The sequence below is a fragment of the Streptomyces sp. NPDC049970 genome, assembly GCF_040660235.1.
Taxonomy (GTDB): Bacteria; Actinomycetota; Actinomycetes; order Streptomycetales; family Streptomycetaceae; genus Streptomyces.
The window spans coordinates 79,763-102,468 of record NZ_JBFALP010000001.1 but is presented as its reverse complement, the minus strand read 5'-3'; the positions used below and the strand labels follow the sequence as shown (position 1 = coordinate 102,468).

Sequence of the window (22,706 nt, the reverse complement as noted above, 5' to 3'; positions counted from 1 at the left end):
TCACATGCCGTTCGACCGCCACACCGACAGCCGTCCACCGGACCACCTCGCCAGCCCCGTCCACCACCCTCGGCGCCCACCGCGTGCGTGGGCGGCCGCCGGACTGCTCGCCGTACTGCTGACCACCGGAGCGTGCGGCGCCTCAGGGGACGGCGGCGGGCAGGCGCTGGACTCCGCGTCCGACAGGAAGGCGGCGGCTCCCGGCGCCGAGGGGGCGGGCGGGGAGTCCGCGGCGAAGCCGGCCGACGGCGCCTCCACCGCGCCGGGACCCGCGGTCGCGGTCCACGTCGTACGCACGGCCACGCTCTCCGTCGAGGTGGAGAGCGTGCCGAAGGCGGTCGCCGCCGCCCGGGACGCCGCGGAGGGGGCGGGCGGACTCGTGGCCGAGGAGACCACGGAACGGGTGGACGACACCCACGAGACGTCGCACCTGGTCCTGCGGGTGCCCCAGGCACGGTACGACGAGGTGCTGCGGCGGCTCGCCGGCGCCGGGAAGCTGCTGTCCCGCACGTCGAACGCGAAGGACGTCACCGGCCAGGTCGTCGACGTCGGGAGCCGGATCGCCACCCAGCGGGCGAGCGTCACGCGGGTCCGCGACCTGATGGACAAGGCGGGGAAGCTCACGGACGTGGTGGCCCTCGAAGGCGAACTCAGCAGCCGTCAGGCCGATCTGGAGTCGCTGCTCGCCCAGCAGGCGTCCCTGGAGGACCGCACCTCGCTGGCGACCGTCACGCTCGAGCTCGGCGAACCGTACGAGGAGGGCGGGGCCCCGGAGGACGGGACCACCGGTTTCCTGGACGCACTGGCCGGGGGCTGGGACGCCTTCGTGACGATGCTGCGGTGGATCGCGGTGGCGGTCGGCGCGACGGCACCGTTCCTGGCCGCCGCGGCCGTCCTGCTGGTCCTGTGGCGGCTGCTGCGCGGGCGGCGGCTGCCGCGCCGCCGCGGGACGCCCCAGGAGCCCTCCGGGACTGCGCAGACCCCACCCGCCGTCTGACGCCGTAGCGTGGGCCCCCGACCTGTACACGGCGGCGAAGGGACCCGGCATGGCGGCGGAGCGACTGGTGGTCGTCGGAGGCGACGCGGCGGGCATGTCCGCCGCGTCGCAGGCTCGCAGGCTCAAGGGGCCCGAGGAGATGAGCATCGTCGCCTTCGAGCGCGGCGCGTTCACCTCGTACTCGGCCTGCGGCATCCCGTACTGGGTGAGCGGCGACGTCGAGTCACGCGACGACCTCATCGCCCGTACGCCCGAGGAGCACCGGGAGCGTTCCATCGATCTGCGCACCCGTACCGAGGTGACGGAGATCGACGTCGAGGGCCGGCGGGTACGCGCGCTGGACCGCGACAGCGGTGAGTCGTACTGGACCGGCTTCGACAAGCTGGTGATCGCGACGGGTGCCCGGCCGGTCCGCCCCGACCTGCCGGGCATCGGCGCCCCCGGTGTGCACGGGGTGCAGACGCTGGAGGACGGCCAGGCGCTCCTGGACTCGCTGGACCGGGCGACGGGGCGCCGGGCCGTGGTCGTGGGGGCGGGTTACATCGGCGTCGAGATGGCCGAGGCGATGCTCAAGCGCGGCTTCGAGGTGACGGTGCTCAACCGGGGCACGCAGCCGATGGCGACCCTCGACCCGGACATGGGGCGGCTGGTCCACGAGGCGATGGACGGCCTGGGCATCACGACGGTCAACGACGCCGCGGTGACCGCCGTCCTCACCGGCGAGGACGGACGGGTGTCCGCGGTGGTCACGGAGGAGGAGACCTATCCGGCGGACGTGGTGGTGCTGGGCATCGGTGTCGAGCCGGAGACCGCGCTGGCGGGCGCGGCCGGTCTGCCCCTGGGCCCGCACGGCGGCCTGCTGACCGACCTGTCGATGCGGGTCGTGGGCCACGACGACATCTGGGCGGGCGGGGACTGCGTCGAGGTCATGGACCTCGTCGCGCACCGCACCCGGCACATCGCGCTCGGCACCCACGCGAACAAGCACGGCCAGATCATCGGGGCCAACGCGGGCGGCGGCTACGGCACGTTCCCCGGCGTGGTCGGTACGGCGGTGAGCAAGGTCTGCGACCTGGAGATCGCCAGGACCGGGCTGCGCGAGAAGGACGCGCGTGCCGTCGGCCTGCGCTACGTCACGGCGACGATCGAGTCGACGGGCCGTGCGGGCTACTACCCGGGGGCGCGGCCGATGACGGTCAAGATGCTCGCGGAGCACCGCACCGGCCGGCTCCTGGGCGTGCAGATCGTGGGCCGCGACGGGGCGGCGAAGCGGGTGGACGTCGCCGCCGTCGCCCTCACCGCCGGAATGACGGTGGAGGCCATGACCGCGCTCGACCTGGGCTACGCCCCGCCGTTCTCGCCGGTCTGGGACCCCGTCCTGGTGGCCGCCCGCAAGGCCGTGTCGGCGGTGCGGGCGGCGCTGCGGGAGGACGGGGACCGCTGAGACCGCGCCTCAGTGCACCGTGCGCTCGTGGACGTACTCCACGAGCCGCGTCAGGGCGTCCGGGTCGGTCGTCGGCATGACACCGTGGCCGAGGTTGAAGATGTGGCCCTCGAGACCGGCGGCGGCGTCCAGCACGTCGCGGGTCTTCGCCTCGACCGCCTCGGTCGGCGCGAAGAGCACCGCCGGGTCGAGGTTGCCCTGGAGGGCCTTGCCGGGGCCGACCCGGCGGGCGCCCTCGTCCATCGGGACGCGCCAGTCGACGCCCACGACGTCCGCGCCGGCCTCGCCCATGAGGCCGAGCAGCTCGCCGGTGCCGACGCCGAAGTGGATGCGCGGGACGCCGTACGGCGCGACGGCGTCGAAGACCTTCGCGGAGGCCGGCATCACGGAGCGGCGGTAGTCGGCGGGGGCCAGCGCGCCGACCCAGGAGTCGAAGAGCTGGACCGCGGAGGCGCCCGCCTCGATCTGGACCTTCAGGAACGCACCGGTGATCTCGGCGAGCCGGTCGAGCAGGTCGGCCCAGAGCTCCGGGTCGCCGTACATCATGGCCTTGGTGCGCTCGTGGTTGCGGGACGGGCCGCCCTCCACGAGGTAGCTCGCCAGCGTGAAGGGCGCTCCGGCGAAGCCGATCAGCGGCGTGGCGCCGAGTTCGGCGGTGAGCATGCCGATGGCCTCGGTGACGTACGGGACGTCCTCGGGCGTGAGGTCGCGCAGCCGGGCCAGGTCGGCGCGGGTGCGGATCGGTTCGGCGATCACCGGGCCGACGCCGGGCTTGATCTCGAGGTCGACGCCGATGGCCTTGAGCGGCACGACGATGTCGCTGAAGTAGATCGCGGCGTCGACCTTGTGGCGGCGTACGGGCTGCAGCGTGATCTCGGTGACCAGCTCCGGCATCATGCAGGACTCGAGCATCGCGGTGCCCTCGCGGGCCTTCAGGTACTCGGGCAGCGAGCGCCCCGCCTGACGCATGAACCAGACCGGGGTGTGGGGCACCGGTTCCCGGCGGCACGCCTTGAGGAACGCCGACTCACGGGTGGCGGGGGGCGTCCGCAGGCCCGAGGACGGGCCCTCCCCTGATCGGAGGGGGCTGATCTCTGGGGAAAGGTCGTTGACACTCACACACAGAATCTTCGCACGGAGCGGCAAGGAGCCGGACGTCGCATGGGTGTCCCTCCCTGCGCGGGGCTCCGGTTCCGCCTACTCTTCCCCGCATGGCTCCGGCTCAGGGACAATTCTCCGATCATTCCGATGGCACAGGCACCGAGGGGAGTGGGGAGGGCGAATCAGCCCCGGTCGCGTTCCGGTCGGCGGTCGACGCGCTGCGTTCCGCCCGGCTGCGCCCCGAGCTCGAGGTCGAGACCACGCCGCCGCCGAAGCGCCTCGCACCGCACGCGTACGCCCTGGAGGCCGCGGTCGTGGACGGTGAGGACGATCTCGCCGACGGCCGGCTCGTGATGCTGCACGATCCGTCCGGCCACGACGCCTGGCAGGGCACCTTCCGGTTGGTCACGCTCGTACGGGCCGAGTTGGAACCGGAGATGGCGGCCGACCCGCTGCTGCCCGAGGTCTGCTGGTCGTGGCTGACCGGCGCCCTCGACGCACGGGGGCTGTCCTACGGGGAGGCCGGCGGCACGGTGACCCGTGCCGGTTCGCACTACTTCGGGGCGCTGTCCGCGCGGCGTCCGGCCACGCAGATCGAGATCCGGGCCTCGTGGACGCCTCGGGAGGGGCGTGGCGGCGTGCCCGACGTGGCGGCGCACCTGGTCGCGTGGGGCGACCTGCTCTGCCAGCTCGCGGGCCTGCCGCCGTCCGGCACCGCCGACGCCGCGGTGGTCACCCTCCCCCAACGGCGTGGGCCACAGGTCTCATAACGCTGCGTCATTTTCGGAGAGAGCCGGTCGCACATGGACCGGCTCTCTTTTCGTACAATCGATCGCCCGTCCGATTTGCCCGAATTGTTACTCACTAAATCGCGATCTTCCCCTAAAGGAGGACGTGCCTGCTGCCGAAGAGGTCAATGACCCTTCAATCACGGTTCGCCCCGGCTTCACCCCCGAGTCGGCCCGTGCCGCCACTCCCCAGGAGGCCTGGTGTCCGTTCTCCTCGAGCAGCCCGCAAGCCTGGTCGCCTACCGCCCGAACAAGCCGACGGCCATGGTCGTCGTGGCCGACCCCCGCGTCCGTTCCACCGTCACCCGCCACCTGTGGGCCCTCGGAGTTCGTGACGTCATCGAGGCGTCGTCCATCGCGGAGGCCCGCCCCCGCGTCGGCAACCCGCGCGACATCTGCGTTGCCGACGTCCACCTGCCCGACGGTTCCGGGCTGACCCTGCTGTCCGAGACCCGAGCCGCCGGCTGGCCGAACGGCCTCGCCCTCTCCGCCGCCGACGACATCGGCGCGGTACGCAACGCCCTCGCGGGCGGAGTGAAGGGCTACGTCGTCACCGGCACCCGTACCAACATCGGCCATCCCACCCGTCCCGGTGTCGCCCCGATCGGCGCCAACGCCGCCCGGATGCACCGCAGGCCTCCCGGCTCACCGAGCCACCCGGGCGGCTACCGCGAACTGTCCGGCCGTGAGGTGGAGGTGCTCCGCCTGGTCGCCGAAGGCCAGTCCAACAAGGCCATCGGCGTCTCGATGGGCCTCTCCGCCCTCACCGTCAAGAGCCACCTCGCCCGCATCGCCCGCAAGCTCGGCACCGGAGACCGCGCAGGAATGGTCGCCGTGGCCCTGCGGACGGGCATCATCCACTGACCCCCGGGGCCTCTCGTCCGGATCGTGCCGGGCCCACCGCCTGATCCGGCCCGATCCGGACGACCCGACCCGCCGGTACCTGCGCGGATGCGCATCCGGCCGGTTTACGCGCATGGCCGCCCGTCGACGGAACGTTCCGTCGACGGGCGGCGCGCATACACAGATACCCTTGGCATGTGACCGACGCCCAAGAGACCGCAGCAGACACCTCACTGCGAACCACCGGGGGCGCTCCCCCGGACGACGTCGCCCCGGCGCCGATCCCCTTGCTCGAACCACGCGAGGGCATCCCCCCGGTGGTGGCGACCGATGACGCGCTGGCGCGGGTGATCGCGGACTTCGCCGCCGGGACCGGCCCCGTCGCCGTCGACGCGGAGCGCGCCTCCGGCTACCGCTACGGCCAGCGCGCCTACCTGGTGCAGCTGCGCCGCGAGGGCGCGGGGAGTGCGCTGATCGACCCGGTCGGCTGCCCCGATCTCTCCGGTCTCGGCGAGGCCCTCACCGGCACCGAGTGGATCCTGCACGCCGCCACCCAGGACCTGCCGTGCCTGCGCGACATAGGCATGACGCCGACGTCCCTCTTCGACACCGAGCTCGCGGGGCGGCTGGCGGGATTCCCGCGCGTCGGACTGGGCGCCATAGTGGAGAACGTCCTCGGTTACGCCCTGGAGAAGGGCCACTCCGCGGTCGACTGGTCGACCCGTCCGCTGCCCGACCCCTGGCTGCGCTACGCCGCGCTGGACGTCGAGCTGCTGGTGGATCTGCGCAACGCCCTGGAGGAGGAGCTGGACAGCCAGGGCAAGCTGGAGTGGGCGCTGGAGGAGTTCGCCGCCATCGCCTCGGCGCCGCCCGCTCCCCCGCGCAAGGACCCCTGGCGCCGGACCTCCGGCATGCACAAGGTGCGCCGCCGCCGCCAGATCGCCGTCGTGCGGGAGCTGTGGACCGCCCGTGACCAGGTGGCGCAGCGCCGCGACGTCTCGCCGGGCAAGGTGCTCGGGGACGCCGCGATCATCGAGGCGGCCCTCGCCGTCCCCGCGAACGTCCAGGCGCTGACCGCGCTGCCGGGCTTCGGCCACCGCATGGGGCGCCGCCAGCTCGAGCAGTGGCAGGCGGCCGTCGACCGGGCCAAGGAGCTGCCCGAGTCGGAGCTCCCGCAGCCGGGCCAGCAGCCGGCGGGCCCGCCGCCGCCCCGGTCCTGGGCGGACAAGGACCCGGACGCCGCGGCCCGCCTGTCCGCGGCCCGCACCTCGGTGTCGGAGCTCGCGGAGCGCCTGCACATGCCGCAGGAGAACCTGATCACCCCCGACACCGTGCGCCGGGTCTGCTGGGAGCCGCCCAAGGCCCTGACGCCGGACGCGGTCGAGACCGCCCTCGCCGGGTACGGCGCGCGCCGCTGGCAGATCGAGCAGGTCGGCCCCCTGCTGCTGCGGGCCCTGGACACGAACGCCGCCTGACCGCCGTGGTGGCACGCCCCCCTCCGGTCGGCAGGGGGGCGTACGCGTGTCGGGTCGGCGCCTGGGATCACCTCATCGGCGAGGATCGAATTCACGCCAGTTACCCGGCCTCTCCGGGCCACCGGCGGAGCCCCTCGCACGTGTGACGTTCGCCGCTCCGGCGGTGGGGGGTGGGCAGTCTGGTTACCCGCAAGTAGCATGAGGGTCGTGGCGTGCCGATGTGCGCGCCCGCAGCAGTGCCATCCCGCACCCTGGAGGAGAGCCACCGTGCCTCGTACCATCCGGGACGTCGTCTTCGTCGACGGCGTCCGCACCCCGTTCGGCAAAGCGGGCCCGAAGGGCATCTACCACGAGACCCGCGCCGACGATCTCGTCGTGAAGGCCATCCGGGAGCTGCTGCGCCGCAACCCGGACCTGGACCCCGCCAGGATCGACGAGGTCGCCATCGCCGCGACCACGCAGATCGGCGACCAGGGCCTCACGCTCGGCCGCACCGCCGGAATCCTGGCCGGTCTGCCTCAGTCCGTGCCCGGCTACTCCATCGACCGCATGTGTGCGGGCGCCCTGACCGCCGTCACGGCGACGGCCGGCTCCATCGCCTTCGGCGCGTACGACGTCGTCATCGCCGGCGGTGTCGAGCACATGGGTCGCCACCCGATGGGCGAGAGCGTGGACCCGAACCCGCGCCTCGTGTCGGAGAAGCTGGTCGACGAGTCCGCCCTCTTCATGGGCATGACCGCGGAGAACCTGCACGACAGGTACCCCACGATCACCAAGCAGCGCGCCGACGAGTACGCGGTGCGTTCGCAGGAGAAGGCCGCCAAGGCGTACGCCAACGGCAAGATCCAGCAGGACCTGGTGCCGGTCTCCGTGCGCCGCACGAACGCCGAGGTCGGTGAGACGGGCTGGGGCCTGGTCACCGCCGACGAGCCGATGCGCCCCGGCACCACGCTGGAGTCCCTGGCCGGCCTGAAGACCCCGTTCCGCGCCCACGGCCGCGTGACGGCCGGTAACGCCGCGGGACTCAACGACGGCGCCACCGCCTCGCTGCTCGCGTCCGAGGAGACCGCCCGCGAGCTGGGCCTCCCGGTCAGGATGCGGCTCGTGTCGTACGCCTTCGCGGGCGTCGAGCCCGAGGTCATGGGCTACGGCCCGATCCCTGCGACGGAGAAGGCACTGGCGAAGGCCGGTCTCTCCATCGACGACATCGGCCTCTTCGAGATCAACGAGGCCTTCGCCGTGCAGGTACTGGCCTTCCTGGAGCACTACGGCATCGCCGACGACGACCAGCGCGTCAACCAGTACGGCGGAGCCATCGCCTACGGCCACCCGCTCGCCTCCTCCGGCGTACGCCTGATGACTCAGCTGGCGCGCCAGTTCGAGGAGCAGCCGGAGGTCCGCTACGGCCTGACGACCATGTGCGTCGGCTTCGGCATGGGCGCGACGGTCGTCTGGGAGAACCCGAACTTCGACAACGCAGCCGGAGGCAGCAAGTGAGCTCCACCACCGAGCTTCTGAAGGGTGCGGCCGAGCTGTTCCCCGGTGAGGTCGTCACGCAGGCGCACGTACGCCACCTCGACCTTCCCGGTGACGCCGGCCGGTTCGCCCTCATCACGCTGGACAACGGCTTCGACCACACCAAGCCGACCACCATCGGCCCGCAGTCGCTGGCCAACCTGAGCGCCGCCGTCGACCAGGTCGAGAAGGAGGCGGCCGAGGGCACCATCACCGGTGTGGGTGTGACCGGCAAGCCCTTCATCTTCGCGGTCGGCGCCGACCTCAAGGGCGTCGAGCTCCTCAAGGACCACAAGGACGCCCTGGCCATCGGCAAGGGCGGCCACGACGTCTTCCGCCGTCTCTCCGGGCTCGCGGTCCCGACGTTCGCGTACTACAACGGCGCGGCGATGGGCGGTGGCGTCGAGATCGGGCTGCACTGCTCGTACCGCACCGTCTCCACCGCGATCCCCGCGTTCTCGCTGCCCGAGGTATTCCTCGGCCTGGTCCCCGGCTGGGGCGGCTGCGCGCTGCTTCCCAACCTGATCGGCGCCGACCGCGCCGTCTCGGTGATCATCGAGAACTCGCTCAACCAGAACCGCCAGCTCAAGGGCAAGCAGGTCTTCGAGCTCGGGATCGCGGACGCGATCTTCGAGGGCGCGGACTTCCTCGAGCAGTCGCTGATCTGGACCGCGGCCGTCCTCAAGGGCGAGATCGCGATCGAGCGCCCCGAGGTCGACCGCGGCGACGCCTGGGACCAGGCCGTCGCCCGCGGCAAGGCCGTCGCCGACTCCAAGGTGCACGGCGCGGCCCCGGCCGCGTACCGCGCGCTGGAGATCATCGCCGCGGCGAAGAGCGGCGATCTGGGCGCCGGTTTCGACGCCGAGGACCAGGCCCTCGCGGACCTGATCATGGGCGGCGAGCTGCGCTCGGGGATCTACTCCTTCAACCTGGTCCAGAAGCGCGCCAAGCGCCCGGCCGGTGCCCCGGACAAGGCCCTGGCCCGCCCGGTCACCAAGGTCGGCGTGGTGGGCGCGGGTCTGATGGCCAGCCAGCTCGCGCTGCTCTTCCTGCGCCGTCTGGAGGTCCCGGTCGTCCTCACGGACATCGACCAGACCCGCGTCGACAAGGGTGTCGGTTACGTCCACGCCGAGATCGAGAAGCTGCTCGGCAAGGGCCGGATCAACCAGGACAAGGCCAACCGCCTGAAGGCCCTGGTCTCCGGTGTGCTGGACAAGGCGGAGGGCTTCTCCGACGCCGACTTCATCATCGAGGCCGTCTTCGAGGAGATCGGCGTCAAGCAGAAGGTGTTCGCGGAGGTCGAGGCGGTCGCCCCGGCGCACGCGATCCTCGCCACGAACACCTCGTCCCTCTCGGTCACCGAGATGGCGTCGAAGCTGAAGAACCCCGAGCGGGTCGTCGGTTTCCACTTCTTCAACCCGGTCGCGATCCTCCCGCTCCTGGAGATCGTCCGCGGCGAGCAGACCGACGACGCCTCGCTGGCCACGGCCTTCGGCGTCGCCCGCAAGCTGAAGAAGACCGCGGTACTGGTGAAGGACGCCCCGGCGTTCGTCGTCAACCGCATCCTCACCCGCTTCATGGGCGAGATCCAGAACGTCATCGACGAGGGCACCCCGGTCGCGACGGCGGAGAAGGCCATCGAGCCCCTCGGCCTGCCGATGTCCCCGCTGGTGCTGCTGGAGCTGGTCGGCCCGGCCATCGGCCTGCACGTCTCCGAGACGCTGAACCGCGCCTTCCCGGAGCGCTTCACGGTCTCCGGGAACCTCGCGGCGGTCGTCAAGGCCGGCAAGCGCGGCTTCTACGTCTACGATTCCGGCAAGCCGGAGCTGGACCCGGAGGTCGCGGCTCTCCTCGAGCAGGGCGACACCGTCCTCACCGAGGAGCAGGTCCGCGACCGCGTCCTGGACGCGGTGGCGCAGGAGATCGGCCTGATGCTCGCCGAGGGTGTCGTCGCCGAGCCCCAGGACATCGACCTCTGCCTGATCACCGGCGCCGGCTGGCCCTTCCACCTGGGCGGCATCACCCCGTACCTGGACCGTGAGGGCGTCGCCGAGCGCGTCAACGGGAAGCGGTTCCTGGAGCCGGGCGTGGCGAGCGTGCCTGCCTGAGGCGGGGCCGCACTCTTCCTCACCGGATCCGCGTGCTGAGCGGAAGCGGGCCGTACGGATCACCGTGCGGCCCGCTTCCGTGCGTTCCGGCGCGACACTCGCCTCGCCGCGCCGTGCCCGGGGCCGGTCTCAGCAGCGGAGCCAGGCCTCCAGCGCCAGGCCGCGCTCGTCCGTCCGCTGCCGGCTCACGCTCAGCCCGCCGTCCGGGCCGATGACCGCGGCGACCAGCCGTCCGGCGCGGTCACGGGCGAGCGCGGGGACGCCTTCGCAGGGTTGCCTGGTGCGGGTCCACCAAGCGCCGGCCGACTCCTCCTCGGTCGGGTAGGCGGTCACCGCGAGGGTGCCCGTCTCCTCGGCCTGGGCCAGCACGGTGCAGTCGTACCCGTCGACGAGGCACCGGGACAGGGCGAGGGGGCCGCGGCCCGCACGGCCGTCCAGCGGGGCGGGGGCGACGTCCTCGCCACCGGGTGCGGGCAGCCGGTAGGCGACGACGTCGCCGGTGGCTTCGTCGCGCCAGAAGTGGGTGATCCTGTCCTCGTGGGACCCGGTGCCCGACGCCGTACCCGGCCGGGCCACGAAGGCCAGGTCCGGGGCGCGGTCCAGGGAGCCGCCCGGCTTCTCCTGGCGCCATACGTACACGCCCTCGTCGGCCGGCATGAGGAGTTCGACGCGGCCGGACCCGGTGACGACCGCGGAGATGCCGTCCCGCACCGGATCGCACGGCAGCGCCGCCCACTTGTTCCAGGTGCCCTCACGGCCCCGCCGACGGGTGAACACCCCGCCGGCCGCGTCGCGGACGAAGACGTGCACCACGTCGCTGCCGTCGACGACAGCCACCGGAGCGCCGACGGCGGCCGCCTGTGCGGCGTCCGTGTGCGGGTTTCCGATCGAGTGCCAACCCGTCATGGGACGGCCCGTCTGGTACTGGGACGCGAAGACGATCTCGACGGGTGGCTTCGCGCCCTTGCCCTTGCGGCGCGCCGCGAAGAGGTCGACGTAACCCAGGGGGCTCCGCGCGACGGAGAGGTACGGGAGTATCCGCGTGTCCGGGAGCAGTGGTTCGGGCCGGGACCAGCCGCCGGCCGGCACCGCGGACTCGGTCCAGCGCACGACGCCACCGGCCCTGCCGGCCGCGTACGCGGTGAGACGGCCTTCGCCGTCCGGCACGAGCCAGCCGGCCGTTCGCGGAGCCGCGGCCACGGCGTGCGGTGCGGGAGCCGGCTGTGCGGCAGGTCCCGCTTCGGCAGGACGACCCGCGCGCACGCGCCCCGAACGCAAACCCATGGCTCTCCGCCCGTTCCTCACCGAGTACTTCCTCCGGTGCCGGAGGCGATGGGCGGAGTCTCGTGGTTTCTCTGTCGAATGACCGTTTTTACTTTCACGGCGTCAACTAGTGTCGCAATAATACTCGACAGGGGTCGATTTCAGGCTGCTTCCTATCACAGAATGCGACTTCCAGTCGTGCACGACGTCTGGAGGAAGCGCGGCACAGGGACGACTCCGGCACGCACGAACCGGACCGTCCGCACTCCTTCTCCTCGCCTCTCGCACGCGCCGAGCGCGTCGCGACGGAAGAACCGGACGAGCCCATGACAGATCAGAACACCGGCACCGGATCGCGGATATCCGACGGGTCCCGGTCCGGACACACCCCCGAGCCACGAAAGCGCGGACGTGGCCTCAGGATCACGCTCGGGGTGCTGCTCGTACTCCTGCTCGCGGGCGGCGGCACGGCGTACTGGATGTACTCCGACCTCCAAGGCAACATCAAGGGCGTCGACATCGACAGGGCTCTCGGCGGGAACCGTCCCGAGAAGCTGCCCACCACCGGACAGAACCTGCTCGTGCTCGGCTCCGACTCCCGGGCCGGGGCGGAGAACAGGGAGCTGGGCGGGGGCGGCGCCGTCGGGGGCGCCCGGTCCGACACCGCGCTCGTGGTGCACATCCCCGAGGGGCGCACCGAGGCCGTGGCCGTCTCCATCCCGCGCGACACCCTGGTGACCCGGCCCGAGTGCACCGCGCCGGACGGTTCGAAGAAGGCGTCGGCGGAACGGGTCATGTTCAACTCCGTGTACTCCCAGGTCGGTCCGGCCTGCGTGGTGAAGACGGTCGAGCAGATGTCCGGGGTCAGGATCGACCACTACCTGGAGATCAACTTCGCGGGCTTCAAGGACCTGGTCGACGCGATAGGCGGCGTCACCATCGACGTCGAGGAGCCGATCAAGGACCAGGCCTCGGGACTCGACCTGACCGCGGGCACGCACCGCCTCGACGGCACCGAGTCGCTCGCCTACGTCCGTACGCGGCACGGCGTCGGCGACGGCAGCGACCTGGGTCGGATAGGGCTGCAGCAGCAGTTCCTGCTCGCGCTGCTGACCGAGATCAAGTCGCAGGACCTGCTGGGCAGTCCGACGACGACGTACCGGATCGCCGACTCGGCGACCAGGTCGCTGACGACCGACGAGGGTCTCGCCTCGCTGACGTCGCTGAGCGAGTTCGCCCGCTCGATGAACGGCGTCGATCCCGCCTCCATGGAGACGATCATGCTCCCGGTGGCGTACGACGAGCGGGACCCGAACCGGGTGGTGGCCTCGGAGCCGCGGGCCGGGGACCTCTGGAAGGCGATCCGTGAGGACGGCACGATCCCCGAGTCGGCGAAGAAGTCCCCGGCCACCGGCGGCTGACCCCGGGGAGGCGGCAGGACGGGCGGCGGCGGCACCCGAGGCGGTCCCCGGGCCCCGCCGCCGCCGTCACGACGAGGCGGGCCGGGTCAGTTCCCCTTTGGCCATACGGCTGTTCCGGCGCCCGTACCAGAAGTAGATGACCACGCCGATCACCATCCAGATCACGAACCGGAGCCAGGTCTCGGCCGGCAGGTTGAGCATCAGCCAGACCGACGCGGCCACCGAGACGATGGGGAGCACCGGCACCCACGGCGTACGGAAGGCGCGGTGGAGTTCCGGCCGGGTGCGGCGCAGGACGATCACACCGAGGGCGACGACCACGAAAGCGAAGAGCGTGCCGATGTTCACCAGCGTCGCGAGTTCGTTGATGCTCGTGAAGCCGGCGACGATCGCGATGATCACGCCGAGCAGGATCGTCGGGCGGTACGGGGTGCCGAAGCGCGGGTGCGTCACCGAGAAGAACCTCGGCAGCAGGCCGTCCCGGCTCATCGCGAAGAAGACCCGGGTCTGGCCGAGCAGCAGGATCATGCAGACGGTGGTGAGACCGATGGCCGCGCCGAAGCTGATCACTCCCGCGTAGAAGGGGTGCCCGACGGCCTTGAACGCGTCGGCGAGCGGCGCGCTGACGGAGAGTTCGGAGTAGTTCTGCATGCCCGTGACCACGATCGACACGGCGACGTAGAGCAGGGTGCAGATGACCAGCGAGGCGAGGATGCCGCGCGGCATGTCGCGCTGCGGGAGCTTGGTCTCCTCGGCGGCCGTGGCCACGACGTCGAAGCCGATGAAGGCGAAGAAGACGATGGACGCCGCGGTGAAGATCCCCATGACGCCGAAGTTCGTCGGCTCGTAGCCGAAGATCAGCTGGACCAGCGGGGCGTCGAGGCCCGAGCCGCCCGTCTGCTTCTCGGCCTCGGGGATGAAGGGCGAGTAGTTGGCCGCCTTGATGAAGAACAGGCCGGCGATGATCACGATGGCCACGACCGCCAGCTTGATGGCGACGACGACCGTGGTCACCCGGGCGGAGAGCTTCATCCCGAGCACCAGGATGACCGTCAGGACCAGGACCAGTGCGAAGGCCAGGATGTCGAAGCCGAAGCCGCTCGCCACGTCGGGGCCGGAGAGCGCCTCGGGCATGGTCCAGCCGACGTTGTCCATCAGCGAGCGGACATAGCCGGACCAGCCGACCGCCACCACCGCGGTGCCCAGCGCGAACTCCAGCACGAGGTCCCAGCCGATGATCCAGGCGACCAGCTCACCGAGCGAGGCGTAGGCGAAGGTGTACGCGGATCCGGCCACCGGGACCGTGGAGGCGAACTCCGCGTAGCAGAGTGCGGCGAGCGCGCAGACGATGCCCGCCACGACGAAGGCGAGGGCGGTGGCGGGGCCGGCGGTCTCCTTGGCGACCTTGCCGGTGAGGACGAAGATCCCGGTGCCGATGATGACACCGACCCCGAAGACCGTGAGGTCCAGAGCGGAGAGGGACTTCTTGAGGGCGTGCTCCGGCTCCTCGGTATCGCGGATGGACTGTTCGACCGTCTTGGTCCGGAACAGCCCCTCTCTGCTGGGGGGCGTGTCCTGCTGCGTGCTCACCGGCGTACCTCCACGCACTCGTCGTGCACGCCATGATTCGGAACCGGCCGCTCCGGCACGCTCCGCCCGGCCCCGTTTCACGCGAATGGGCCGGTCGGACCACCCGAGTGGGGTGGCCGACCGGCCCGACGGGCGCGGTGGATCAGTCGCGGACGGGCGCCGCGGTCCGGCTCTCGTACCCGCCGCCGAGCTTGGCGACCAGGCCGGTGACCTGACGGGCGATGTCCGGCGCGGTCAGCCCGATCTCGGCCATGACCTCGGCCCGTGAGGCGTGGTCGAGGAAGACCGGCGGGATGCCGAAGTCGCGCAGCGGTACGTCGACCTCCGCGTCGCGCAGGGCCTGGGCGACGGCGGAGCCGACACCGCCGGCCCTGCTGTTGTCCTCGACGGTGACGACGACCCGGTGCTCCGCGGCGAGCGGGGCGAGCGCCTCGTCGACGGGCTTGACCCAGCGCGGGTCGACGACCGTCGTGGAGATGCCCTGGGCGTCGAGCAGAGTGGCGATCTCCAGGCACATCGGGGCGAGCGCGCCGACGGAGACCAGCAGGACGTCGGGTTCGTCCGTGCCGGCGTCGCGCAGGACGTCCATGCCGCCCACCGTGCCGACCGCCTTGACCGCGGGGCCGACGGCGCCCTTGGAGAAGCGGACCACGGTCGGGGCGTCGTCGACAGCGACGGCCTCGCGCAGCTGGGCGCGGACCTGGTCGGCGTCGCGCGGGGCCGCGATGCGCAGGGTGGGCACGCACTGGAGGATCGACATGTCCCACATGCCGTTGTGCGAGGCGCCGTCCGTACCGGTGACACCGGCACGGTCGAGGACGAAGGTCACTCCGCACCTGTGCAGGGCGACGTCCATCAGGACCTGGTCGAAGGCCCGGTTGAGGAAGGTCGCGTAGACCGCGAAGACGGGGTGCAGCCCGCCCGTGGCCAGGCCCGCCGCGGAGACCGCGCCGTGCTGCTCGGCGATCCCCACGTCGTAGATGCGGTCCGGGAAGGCCTCCTCGAACCTGCCGAGGCCGACGGGCTGGAGCATGGCCGCGGTGATGGCGACGATGTCCTCCCGCTCCTGGCCGAGCTTGAGCATCTCCTCGCCGAAGACCGAGGTCCAGTCGAGGCCGGAGGTGGAGATCGGCAGGCCGGTGTCCGGGTGGATCTTGCCGACCGCGTGGAAGCGGTCCGCCTCGTCCTGGAGCGCGGGGGTGTAGCCGCGGCCCTTCTCGGTCAGGCAGTGCACGATGACGGGCCCGCCGAAGCGCTTGGCCCGCTGGAGCGCGGACTCCAGGGCCTCGATGTCGTGGCCGTCGATCGGGCCGACGTACTTCAGGCCCAGGTCCTCGAACATGCCCTGCGGGGCGATGAAGTCCTTGAGGCCCTTCTTGGCGCCGTGCAGGGTCTCGTACAGCGGCCTGCCGACGACGGGCGTGCGCTCCAGGAAGTCCTTGCCGCGTGCCAGGAACCGCTCGTAACCGTCGGTGGTGCGGAGGGTGGCGAGGTGGTTCGCGAGGCCTCCGATGGTCGGGGCGTACGAGCGCTCGTTGTCGTTGACGACGATGACGAGGGGCCGGTCCTTGGCCGCGGCGATGTTGTTCAGCGCCTCCCAGGCCATACCGCCCGTGAGCGCGCCGTCACCGATGACCGCGACGACGTGGTCGTCCTTCTTCAGGACCTCGTTGGCCTTGGCGAGGCCGTCGGCCCAGCCGAGCACCGTCGAGGCGTGCGAGTTCTCGATGACGTCGTGCTCGGACTCGGCGCGGGACGGGTATCCGGAGAGGCCGCCCTTGCTCTTGAGCCTCGAGAAGTCCTGCCGGCCGGTGAGCAGCTTGTGCACGTAGCTCTGGTGGCCGGTGTCGAAGAGGACCTTGTCCTGCGGGGACTCGAAGACCCGGTGCAGGGCGATGGTCAGCTCGACCACACCCAGGTTCGGGCCGAGGTGGCCGCCGGTCTTGGACACCTCCTCGACGAGGAAGGTACGGATCTCCCCGGCGAGCTGGTCCAGCTGCTCGGAGTCGAGCCGGTCCAGGTCGCGCGGTCCCCTGATGCGGGTCAGCAGATCCACCCGTGCCTCCTTGCGTGTGAGCTGGTCGAGCGTGTCGATCCGATGAGTCTAATGTTCCGCCGGCGGCCCGGGTCGTCGGGCGGCGCATTTCGGCCCGGCCGCGCCGGGTCCCGCCGGACACGGGTGTGCCCGGCATCGCGGAGGATGCCGGGCACATGTGCGCAGGTGCGACGGTCAGGCGCGGCCTGCGGTCTTCTGCGTCTTGCGGGTGATGGAGTCGATGACGACCGTGATGAGAAGAACAGCACCGGTGATCATGTAGTTGATCGGCGTGGCGATGCCTTCGAGGGCCAGGCCGTACTGGATCGAGACGATCACCATGACGCCGAGCAGCGCGTTCCAGGTGCGGCCCCGGCCACCGAAGAGGCTGGTGCCGCCGATGACGGCCGCGGCGATGACGTTCATCAGGAGGTCACCGGCTCCGGAGCCCTGGTTGGCCGCCGCGATCTTGGAGGCCCAGAACAGGCCGCCGACGGCCGCGAAGGTACCGGCGATGGAGAAGACCGAGACGCGGATCGCGGTGACGTTGATGCCCGCGCGGCGGGACGCCTCGACGCTGCCGCCGAGCGCGAAGATCTTCCGGCCGTAGGAGGTGCGGCGCAGGATGAAGTCCGTGCCGACCAGGACGACGAGGAAGAGGACCAGGGCCAGCGGCAGGCCGCGGTACTGGTTGAACATGAAGGCGGCGCCGAAGGCGAACAGCGCGAGGACGACGGTGCGGACCACGATGTCGACGAGCGGCCGCGCCGGGATGCCGGCGGCCTCACGGCGGCGGGTGTCGAGGAAGGCGGCGAGGAAGTAGCCGATCACCCCGACGGCGGCGAGCCCGTAGGCGGCGGCGACGTCCGCGAAGTAGTACGTGGTCAGACTGCCGACGACGCCGTCGCTGTCCAGGTTGATCGTGCCGGTGTCGCCGAGCAGCTGGAGCATGAAGCCCAGCCAGAACAGCAGACCGGCGAGGGTGACGGCGAACGCCGGGGCGCCGATCCGTGCGAAGAAGAAGCCGTGGATCGCGCCCATGACCGCGCCGCTGAGGACGGCGACGAGTATGGCGAGCCACTCGTTCATCCCGTGCGTGACGCTGAGCACGGCGACGACCGCGCCCGAGACACCGCTGACCGAGCCGACCGAGAGGTCGATCTCGCCGAGCAGCAGCACGAAGATGATGCCGACGGCCATCATGCCGGTGGCCACCATCGTGACGGCGATGTCGCTGACGTTCTTCGCGGAGAGGAACTCGGAGTTCAGGCTCTGGAAGACGACGCAGATGATGATCAGGCCGACGATCACGGGGATCGAGCCGAGGTCACCGCCGCGCATCTTGCGCTTGAACTCGCTGAGGTAGCCGGCGAGGCCCTGCTCGCGCACGAGGAGCCGGGGGTCGACCACGGTGTCGGCGCCCTTGGCCGCCTCCGGGTTGACCACTGCGGTGGACTTCTTGTCGGTTGTCACTTCTGGGCCTCCGCGTTGCGCGCCGCACGTCGGGTCACGGCGTTCTCCGTGGCACCCGTGATGGCGGAGATGATCTCTTCCTGCGACGTGGTCTTCACGTCGAAGATCCCGTTGTTCCGGCCCAGCCGGAGCACCGCGACCTTGTCGGCGACGGCCTTCACATCGGCCATGTTGTGGCTGATGAGGATGACCGCGTGGCCCCGCTCGCGCAGACGCTCGACGAGGTCGAGGACCTGTGCGGTCTGCTCGACACCGAGCGCGGCGGTGGGCTCGTCGAGGATGACGAGCTTGGGCTCGCCCAGCATCGAACGCGCGATGGCGACGGTCTGGCGCTGACCGCCGGAGAGCGACGCGATCGGGATGCGGACGCTGGGAATGCGGATCGACAGCGTGCTGAGGAGCTCGCGGGAGCGCCGCTCCATCTCGACCTCGTCGAGGATCCCGTACTTGCGGAGCTCCCGGCCGAGGTAGAGGTTGCCGACGACGTCGATGTTGTCGCAGAGCGCGAGGTCCTGGTAGACGGTCGCGATCCCCAGGTTCTGGGCATCGTGCGGCTTGTTGATCTGGACCGGCCGGCCGTCCCACTCGATGACACCGTCATCGATGGGATGTACTCCGGCGATCGTCTTGACCAGCGTTGATTTACCGGCGCCGTTGTCACCCACCAGGGCGACCACCTCACCGGCGTGGACCTCAAGCTCTACGTCGGTGAGCGCCTGGACGGCACCGAATCGCTTGGAGACCCCTCGCAACGCCAACACGGGCGTAGCGGACACGTGAACCATCTCCTTCGCCGCCTGACCCGGCGGGGATACCGCGCCTGGGGGGAGGCGCGGTGGTTGAGCAGAAGAATTGAGGAAGAGCGTCCGAAGGTGTTCCGTCCGGCACCCGGCCCGGTAGCGGGACAGTTGGTGGGCGGGGCGCCGGACAGGCTTCGGGGCCGCCCGGCAGGCCGTGAGGGCCTTGCCGGGCGGCGGGGGCCTACTTCAGGCCCGCGGAGTCGCAGGCGGCCTTGTACTTGGCCGAGCAGATCTCGTCGAGCGTGTAGATGCCGTCCTTGATGACGGTGTCCTTGATGTTGTCCTTGGTCAGCGAGACGACCGGGACGAGCACGGTGGCGATGCCCTTCGTGCCGGCGTTGTCGACCTTGGACGTGGCGATGGAGTCGAGCTTCTCGCCCTTGGCGAGCGCGACGGCCATCTCCGCGGCGACGACGCCCTCCTGCGGGTAGGGCTTGTAGACGCTCATGAACTGCTCACCGGTGACGATGCGCTGCACACCGGCGAGTTCGGCGTCCTGGCCGGTGACCGGCGGGAGCTTGGAGAGCCCGGCGGACTTGAGGGCCTGGATGATGCCGCCGGCCATGCCGTCGTTGGCGGAGTAGACGCCGGCGATCTTGTCCTTGCCCAGAGCGGTGATCGCGCCCTCCATGTTGGAGTTGGCGTTCTCCGGCTTCCACTCCTTGGTGTCGTACTCCTTGCCGTAGGTCACCTTGCCGTCGAGCACCGACTTGGCGCCCTTCTTGAAGAGCGCGGCGTTCGGGTCGGTGATCGAGCCGTTCATCATCACGACGGTGGGCTTGGCGGCGTCGCCCAGGGCCTCCAGCAGGGCCTTGCCCTGCACACGGCCGACCTCTTCGTTGTCGAAGGAGGTGTAGGCGTCGATCGGACCCTCGGCGAGGCGGTCGAAGGCGACGACGGGAATGCCCTCGTCCTTGGCCTTCTTCACGCTGTTCTCGATGGCCTTGGCGTCGACGGCGTCGATGATCAGCGCGTCGACCTTGTTCGTGATCATGGTGTCGACCTGCTGGGACTGCGTGGTGGCGTCCTGCTTGGCGTTGGCGTAGACGACCTCCGCCTTGCCACCGGTCAGCTCGCTGACCTTCTTCTCGATGATCGGCTTGTCGAACTTCTCGTAACGGGCCGTGACGTTCTCGGGAAGGAGCAGACCGATCTTGAGGTCGTCGCCCTTCTTACCCGAGTCGGTGCTGGCCTTGTCGCCGGACTCCTTGGCACTGCCGCAAGCAGCGAGCGAGACGGCCATGGTGGTGGCGGCAACGGCAACGGCGGCACGACGCATACGCGTGTTCATTTCGAACCTCCCTGACGAGGCCGCGACGTTGCGGCCGAGGTGGCTGGAAGTCAACTCGGCCGCGAGGTCAGCGTCAAGGAGTAAATCCTTAACGAGATGACAACGGTGCCATTCGTTATCTAAGTGAAGGCAGGAGTCGCAGCAGGGAGGGTGCCCTCCAAAAGGGATGAATCACCCATTTCGCTGAGTACGAGGGCGAGCGCGCCGAGCACCTCGGCCCTCCCTCCGAGCGCCCCGGGGAGCACGGAGAGCTGCCGCGCGGCACTGGGGATGGCGTACCGCGAGACCGAGTCGCGGATCGGCCCCAGCACCAACTCGCCCGCCTCCGCGAGGGAACCGCCGAGGACCACGCGGCTCGGGTTGAGCAGGTTGCACAGGTTGGCCACCCCGCTGCCGATGTGCCGGCCGACGTCCCCGACGACCCTGCGGCAGCCCGGATCGCCTTCGCGGGCCAGCTGCACCACCCGCTCCATCGTGAGGTCGGGCCCGTGGCTCGGCATGAGCAGGGGCAGGACGTACCGGGCCGCCGTGAAGGTCTCCAGGCAGCCCCGGTTGCCGCAGCGGCAGACGGGGCCCGACTCGTCGAGCGTGATGTGGCCGATCTCGCCGGCCGTACCCCCGGGGCCCCGGTAGATGTGCCCGTCGATCACCAGGCCGGCACCCACACCGCTGGCGACCTTGATGTACGCCAGGTCCCTGACCCCGCGGCCACTGCCCCAGACGAGCTCGCCCAGCGCCCCGAGGTTGGCGTCGTTGTCGACGTACACCGGCACACCGAGGCGGCCGGCGAGCTCCTGGCTGGGGTTGATGCCCGTCCAGCCCGGCAGGATCGAGGTGGAGCCGAGCGTGCCGGACTCGACGTCGATGGGCCCCGGCACACCGAGGCCCACGCCGATCACCTTCTCGGGGCTGATGCCCGTGGTCTCGACCAGGCGGTTGACCAGCCGTTCGGCCCGCCCGAAGCCCTCCGCGGACGAGGCGTCCACGTCCAGCGGCTCGGACTCCTCGGCCAGCACCTGGTGGGCCAGGTTGCCGATGGCGACCCGTAGGTGCGTGTGCCCGAAATCTACCCCTATGACAATTCCCGCGTCACCACTCAGGGACACGCTCCTGGCACGGCGCCCGCCGGCCGAGGTGGGGGTGACCTCGACCGTGCCGCCGTCCTTGAGCTCACGCACGATGTTGGAGACGGTGGCTGCGGAGAGGCCGGTGCTCCTGGCGATCTCGGCCTGGGTCAGCGACCCTGCCATCCTCACGGCACGTACGACCCGCTCAAGGTTGGCCCGATGCAGAGATGTCTGCGACCCCGGAGTCTCCATCGACTCACTCACTCCTGCCGTTTTCTCTAACATGTGAACCCTAAGCTGAGCGTTTTGGGGCGCCTCCCGTCAAGACCTTGAGCAGTCGCAGCCTCCGATGAGCATGGGGCCTCCACAAACCGACGGGCGCGAAAGCATCGCAAAGGTCACGAAAACCACCCCCCGGCCGATGGCCGAAGGGTGGTTCCCCGCTCCGGGAGCCTGTTCGCTTCCGGTGACTCCTGTTACCGGAGTGACGACAAGACCTGACAGCTGAACGCGCGCCGCTACTTGAGCGCCCCCGCCGTCAGCCCTGCGACGACCTGGCGCTGGAAGACGATGTAGGCGAGGAGTACCGGCAGCATCGCCATGACCAGACCCGCGAACAGACCCGACCAGTCCCCCTTGTACCCCTGGCTGGTTGCCAGTTCGACCAGGCCCTGGGAGAGCACCTTGCCCTCCGGATCGGTGTTCAGCACCGTCGGCAGCATGTACTGGTTCCACTGCCCGAGGAAGTTGAAGATGCCGACGCTGATCAGTCCGGGCTTGGCCATCGGCAGCATCACCTGGAAGAACGTCCGGGTGTGCGAAGCGCCGTCGAGCATGGCCGCTTCCGCGATCGAGGTCGGCAGGGTCCGGAAGAACGAGGTGAGGAAGAAGACGGTGAACGGCAGCGAGTAGGCGATGTAGACCAGGATCAGCCCGTGCGGCGAGTTCAGCAGGCCCATGTTGTTCATGACGAAGAACAGCGGGACCAGCGCCAGGATGATCGGGAAGCTCATCCCCCCGATGAAGAGGAAGTAGACGAAGCGGTTCCCCGGGAAGTCGAACCGCGCCAGCACGTACGCCGCCATCGAGCCCAGCAGCAGCGTGCCGATCAGTGAACCGCCCACCACCAGGATGGTGTTGAAGAAGTAGTCGCTCATGTGCGCCTGGTTCCAGGCACGCGACCAGTTCTCGAAGTGGAGCCTGTCCGGCAGCGCCCAGGGCGTCGACAGGATCGAGTCGTCCGTCTTGAAGGACGCCATCACCGCCCAGAGCAGCGGCATGATGACGAGCACCGCCCAGATGACCAGCACACCGTGCGAGAAGACGTTGAGGACCTTGCCCTCGCTGCTCTTCGCCTGCTCACCGGCGGGTGCGTCCGTCTTCGTCACCGGCGAGCGCTGGGCCGGGACGGCGGGAGGAGTCTCAGTGACCTTCATGTGTGCTCACCTCGTACAACTGTCGAGCCGGCCACCGGGACCGAACTGTTCTGCGTGCC

17 protein-coding genes are annotated in these 22,706 nt (G+C 70.5%); 8 read left to right on the top strand and 9 right to left on the bottom strand.

All coding sequences use genetic code 11. The annotated features are described in order from the left end of the window. Positions 1-4: 4 nt before the first annotated feature. Both AB0I83_RS00350 and AB0I83_RS00345 read left to right on the top strand, forming a co-directional pair. Positions 5-997 carry a DUF4349 domain-containing protein gene (locus AB0I83_RS00350; RefSeq protein ID WP_363303034.1) on the top strand — a complete coding sequence of 331 codons (993 nt, stop codon included), beginning with the start codon at positions 5-7 and terminating at the stop codon, positions 995-997. A gap of 49 nt (positions 998-1,046) precedes the next feature. Continuing rightward, positions 1,047-2,441 (top strand): FAD-dependent oxidoreductase, encoded by a 1,395-nt coding sequence (locus AB0I83_RS00345; RefSeq protein ID WP_363303033.1) that lies wholly within the window; start codon positions 1,047-1,049, stop codon positions 2,439-2,441. A gap of 9 nt (positions 2,442-2,450) precedes the next feature. On the opposite strand, the gene hemE is transcribed toward AB0I83_RS00345, so the two are convergent. Beyond that, a complete protein-coding gene (hemE, locus tag AB0I83_RS00340; protein WP_356534486.1) occupies positions 2,451-3,494 on the bottom strand; it encodes a uroporphyrinogen decarboxylase in 1,044 nt (347 codons plus the stop codon). Between the two features lie 158 nt (positions 3,495-3,652). On the opposite strand from hemE, the gene AB0I83_RS00335 reads away from it, so the two are divergent. From AB0I83_RS00335 to AB0I83_RS00315, 5 genes are all read left to right on the top strand, one after another. Continuing rightward, the gene (locus AB0I83_RS00335) at positions 3,653-4,312 is read left to right on the top strand and encodes a DUF3000 domain-containing protein (RefSeq protein ID WP_363303032.1); all 660 of its coding nucleotides are present in this window, start codon (positions 3,653-3,655) and stop codon (positions 4,310-4,312) included. Positions 4,313-4,531: 219 nt separating this feature from the next. Next, the gene (locus AB0I83_RS00330; protein WP_033300087.1) at positions 4,532-5,194 is read left to right on the top strand and encodes a response regulator transcription factor; all 663 of its coding nucleotides are present in this window, start codon (positions 4,532-4,534) and stop codon (positions 5,192-5,194) included. Between the two features lie 176 nt (positions 5,195-5,370). Further along, on the top strand, positions 5,371-6,648 hold the full coding sequence (locus AB0I83_RS00325) for a ribonuclease D (protein WP_356534431.1): 1,278 nt from the start codon (positions 5,371-5,373) through the stop codon (positions 6,646-6,648). A 267-nt stretch (positions 6,649-6,915) separates the two neighbouring features. After that, the gene (locus AB0I83_RS00320) at positions 6,916-8,145 is read left to right on the top strand and encodes an acetyl-CoA C-acyltransferase (protein WP_356534432.1); all 1,230 of its coding nucleotides are present in this window, start codon (positions 6,916-6,918) and stop codon (positions 8,143-8,145) included. Beyond that, positions 8,142-10,271 (top strand): 3-hydroxyacyl-CoA dehydrogenase NAD-binding domain-containing protein, encoded by a 2,130-nt coding sequence (locus AB0I83_RS00315; protein ID WP_363303031.1) that lies wholly within the window; start codon positions 8,142-8,144, stop codon positions 10,269-10,271. Before AB0I83_RS00320 ends, AB0I83_RS00315 begins: the two co-directional genes overlap by 4 nt. A 129-nt stretch (positions 10,272-10,400) precedes the next feature. Here the strand turns inward: AB0I83_RS00315 and AB0I83_RS00310 are convergent, their stop codons facing one another. Beyond that, positions 10,401-11,555, bottom strand: a complete 1,155-nt coding sequence (locus AB0I83_RS00310) for a hypothetical protein (protein WP_363303030.1) — start codon at positions 11,553-11,555, stop codon at positions 10,401-10,403. A gap of 305 nt (positions 11,556-11,860) precedes the next feature. Here AB0I83_RS00310 and AB0I83_RS00305 point away from each other — a divergent pair, with 305 nt between their 5' ends. Continuing rightward, complete coding sequence (locus AB0I83_RS00305) at positions 11,861-12,955, top strand: LCP family protein (protein WP_356534437.1); 1,095 nt, start codon at positions 11,861-11,863, stop codon at positions 12,953-12,955. Between the two features lie 66 nt (positions 12,956-13,021). On the opposite strand, the gene AB0I83_RS00300 is transcribed toward AB0I83_RS00305, so the two are convergent. The 7 genes from AB0I83_RS00300 to AB0I83_RS00270 all read right to left on the bottom strand — a co-directional run bounded on the left by AB0I83_RS00300 (position 13,022) and on the right by AB0I83_RS00270 (position 22,647). After that, on the bottom strand, positions 13,022-14,545 hold the full coding sequence (locus tag AB0I83_RS00300) for an amino acid permease (RefSeq protein ID WP_363303029.1): 1,524 nt from the start codon (positions 14,543-14,545) through the stop codon (positions 13,022-13,024). 142 nt (positions 14,546-14,687) lie between these two features. After that, complete coding sequence (dxs, locus tag AB0I83_RS00295) at positions 14,688-16,601, bottom strand: 1-deoxy-D-xylulose-5-phosphate synthase (RefSeq protein WP_363303028.1); 1,914 nt, start codon at positions 16,599-16,601, stop codon at positions 14,688-14,690. Positions 16,602-16,775: 174 nt separating this feature from the next. Then, the gene (locus tag AB0I83_RS00290; protein ID WP_363303027.1) at positions 16,776-18,053 is read right to left on the bottom strand and encodes a sugar ABC transporter permease; all 1,278 of its coding nucleotides are present in this window, start codon (positions 18,051-18,053) and stop codon (positions 16,776-16,778) included. Next, entirely contained in the window at positions 18,050-18,838 is a 789-nt protein-coding gene (locus tag AB0I83_RS00285) for an ATP-binding cassette domain-containing protein (RefSeq protein WP_356534443.1), read from the bottom strand. The genes AB0I83_RS00290 and AB0I83_RS00285 overlap by 4 nt, the downstream gene beginning before the upstream one ends. A 196-nt stretch (positions 18,839-19,034) precedes the next feature. After that, positions 19,035-20,144 carry a substrate-binding domain-containing protein gene (locus tag AB0I83_RS00280; protein WP_363303026.1) on the bottom strand — a complete coding sequence of 370 codons (1,110 nt, stop codon included), beginning with the start codon at positions 20,142-20,144 and terminating at the stop codon, positions 19,035-19,037. Positions 20,145-20,263: 119 nt separating this feature from the next. Continuing rightward, entirely contained in the window at positions 20,264-21,463 is a 1,200-nt protein-coding gene (locus AB0I83_RS00275; protein ID WP_363303025.1) for an ROK family transcriptional regulator, read from the bottom strand. A 266-nt stretch (positions 21,464-21,729) separates the two neighbouring features. Then, positions 21,730-22,647 (bottom strand): carbohydrate ABC transporter permease, encoded by a 918-nt coding sequence (locus AB0I83_RS00270; protein ID WP_363303024.1) that lies wholly within the window; start codon positions 22,645-22,647, stop codon positions 21,730-21,732. Positions 22,648-22,706: the final 59 nt, after the last annotated feature.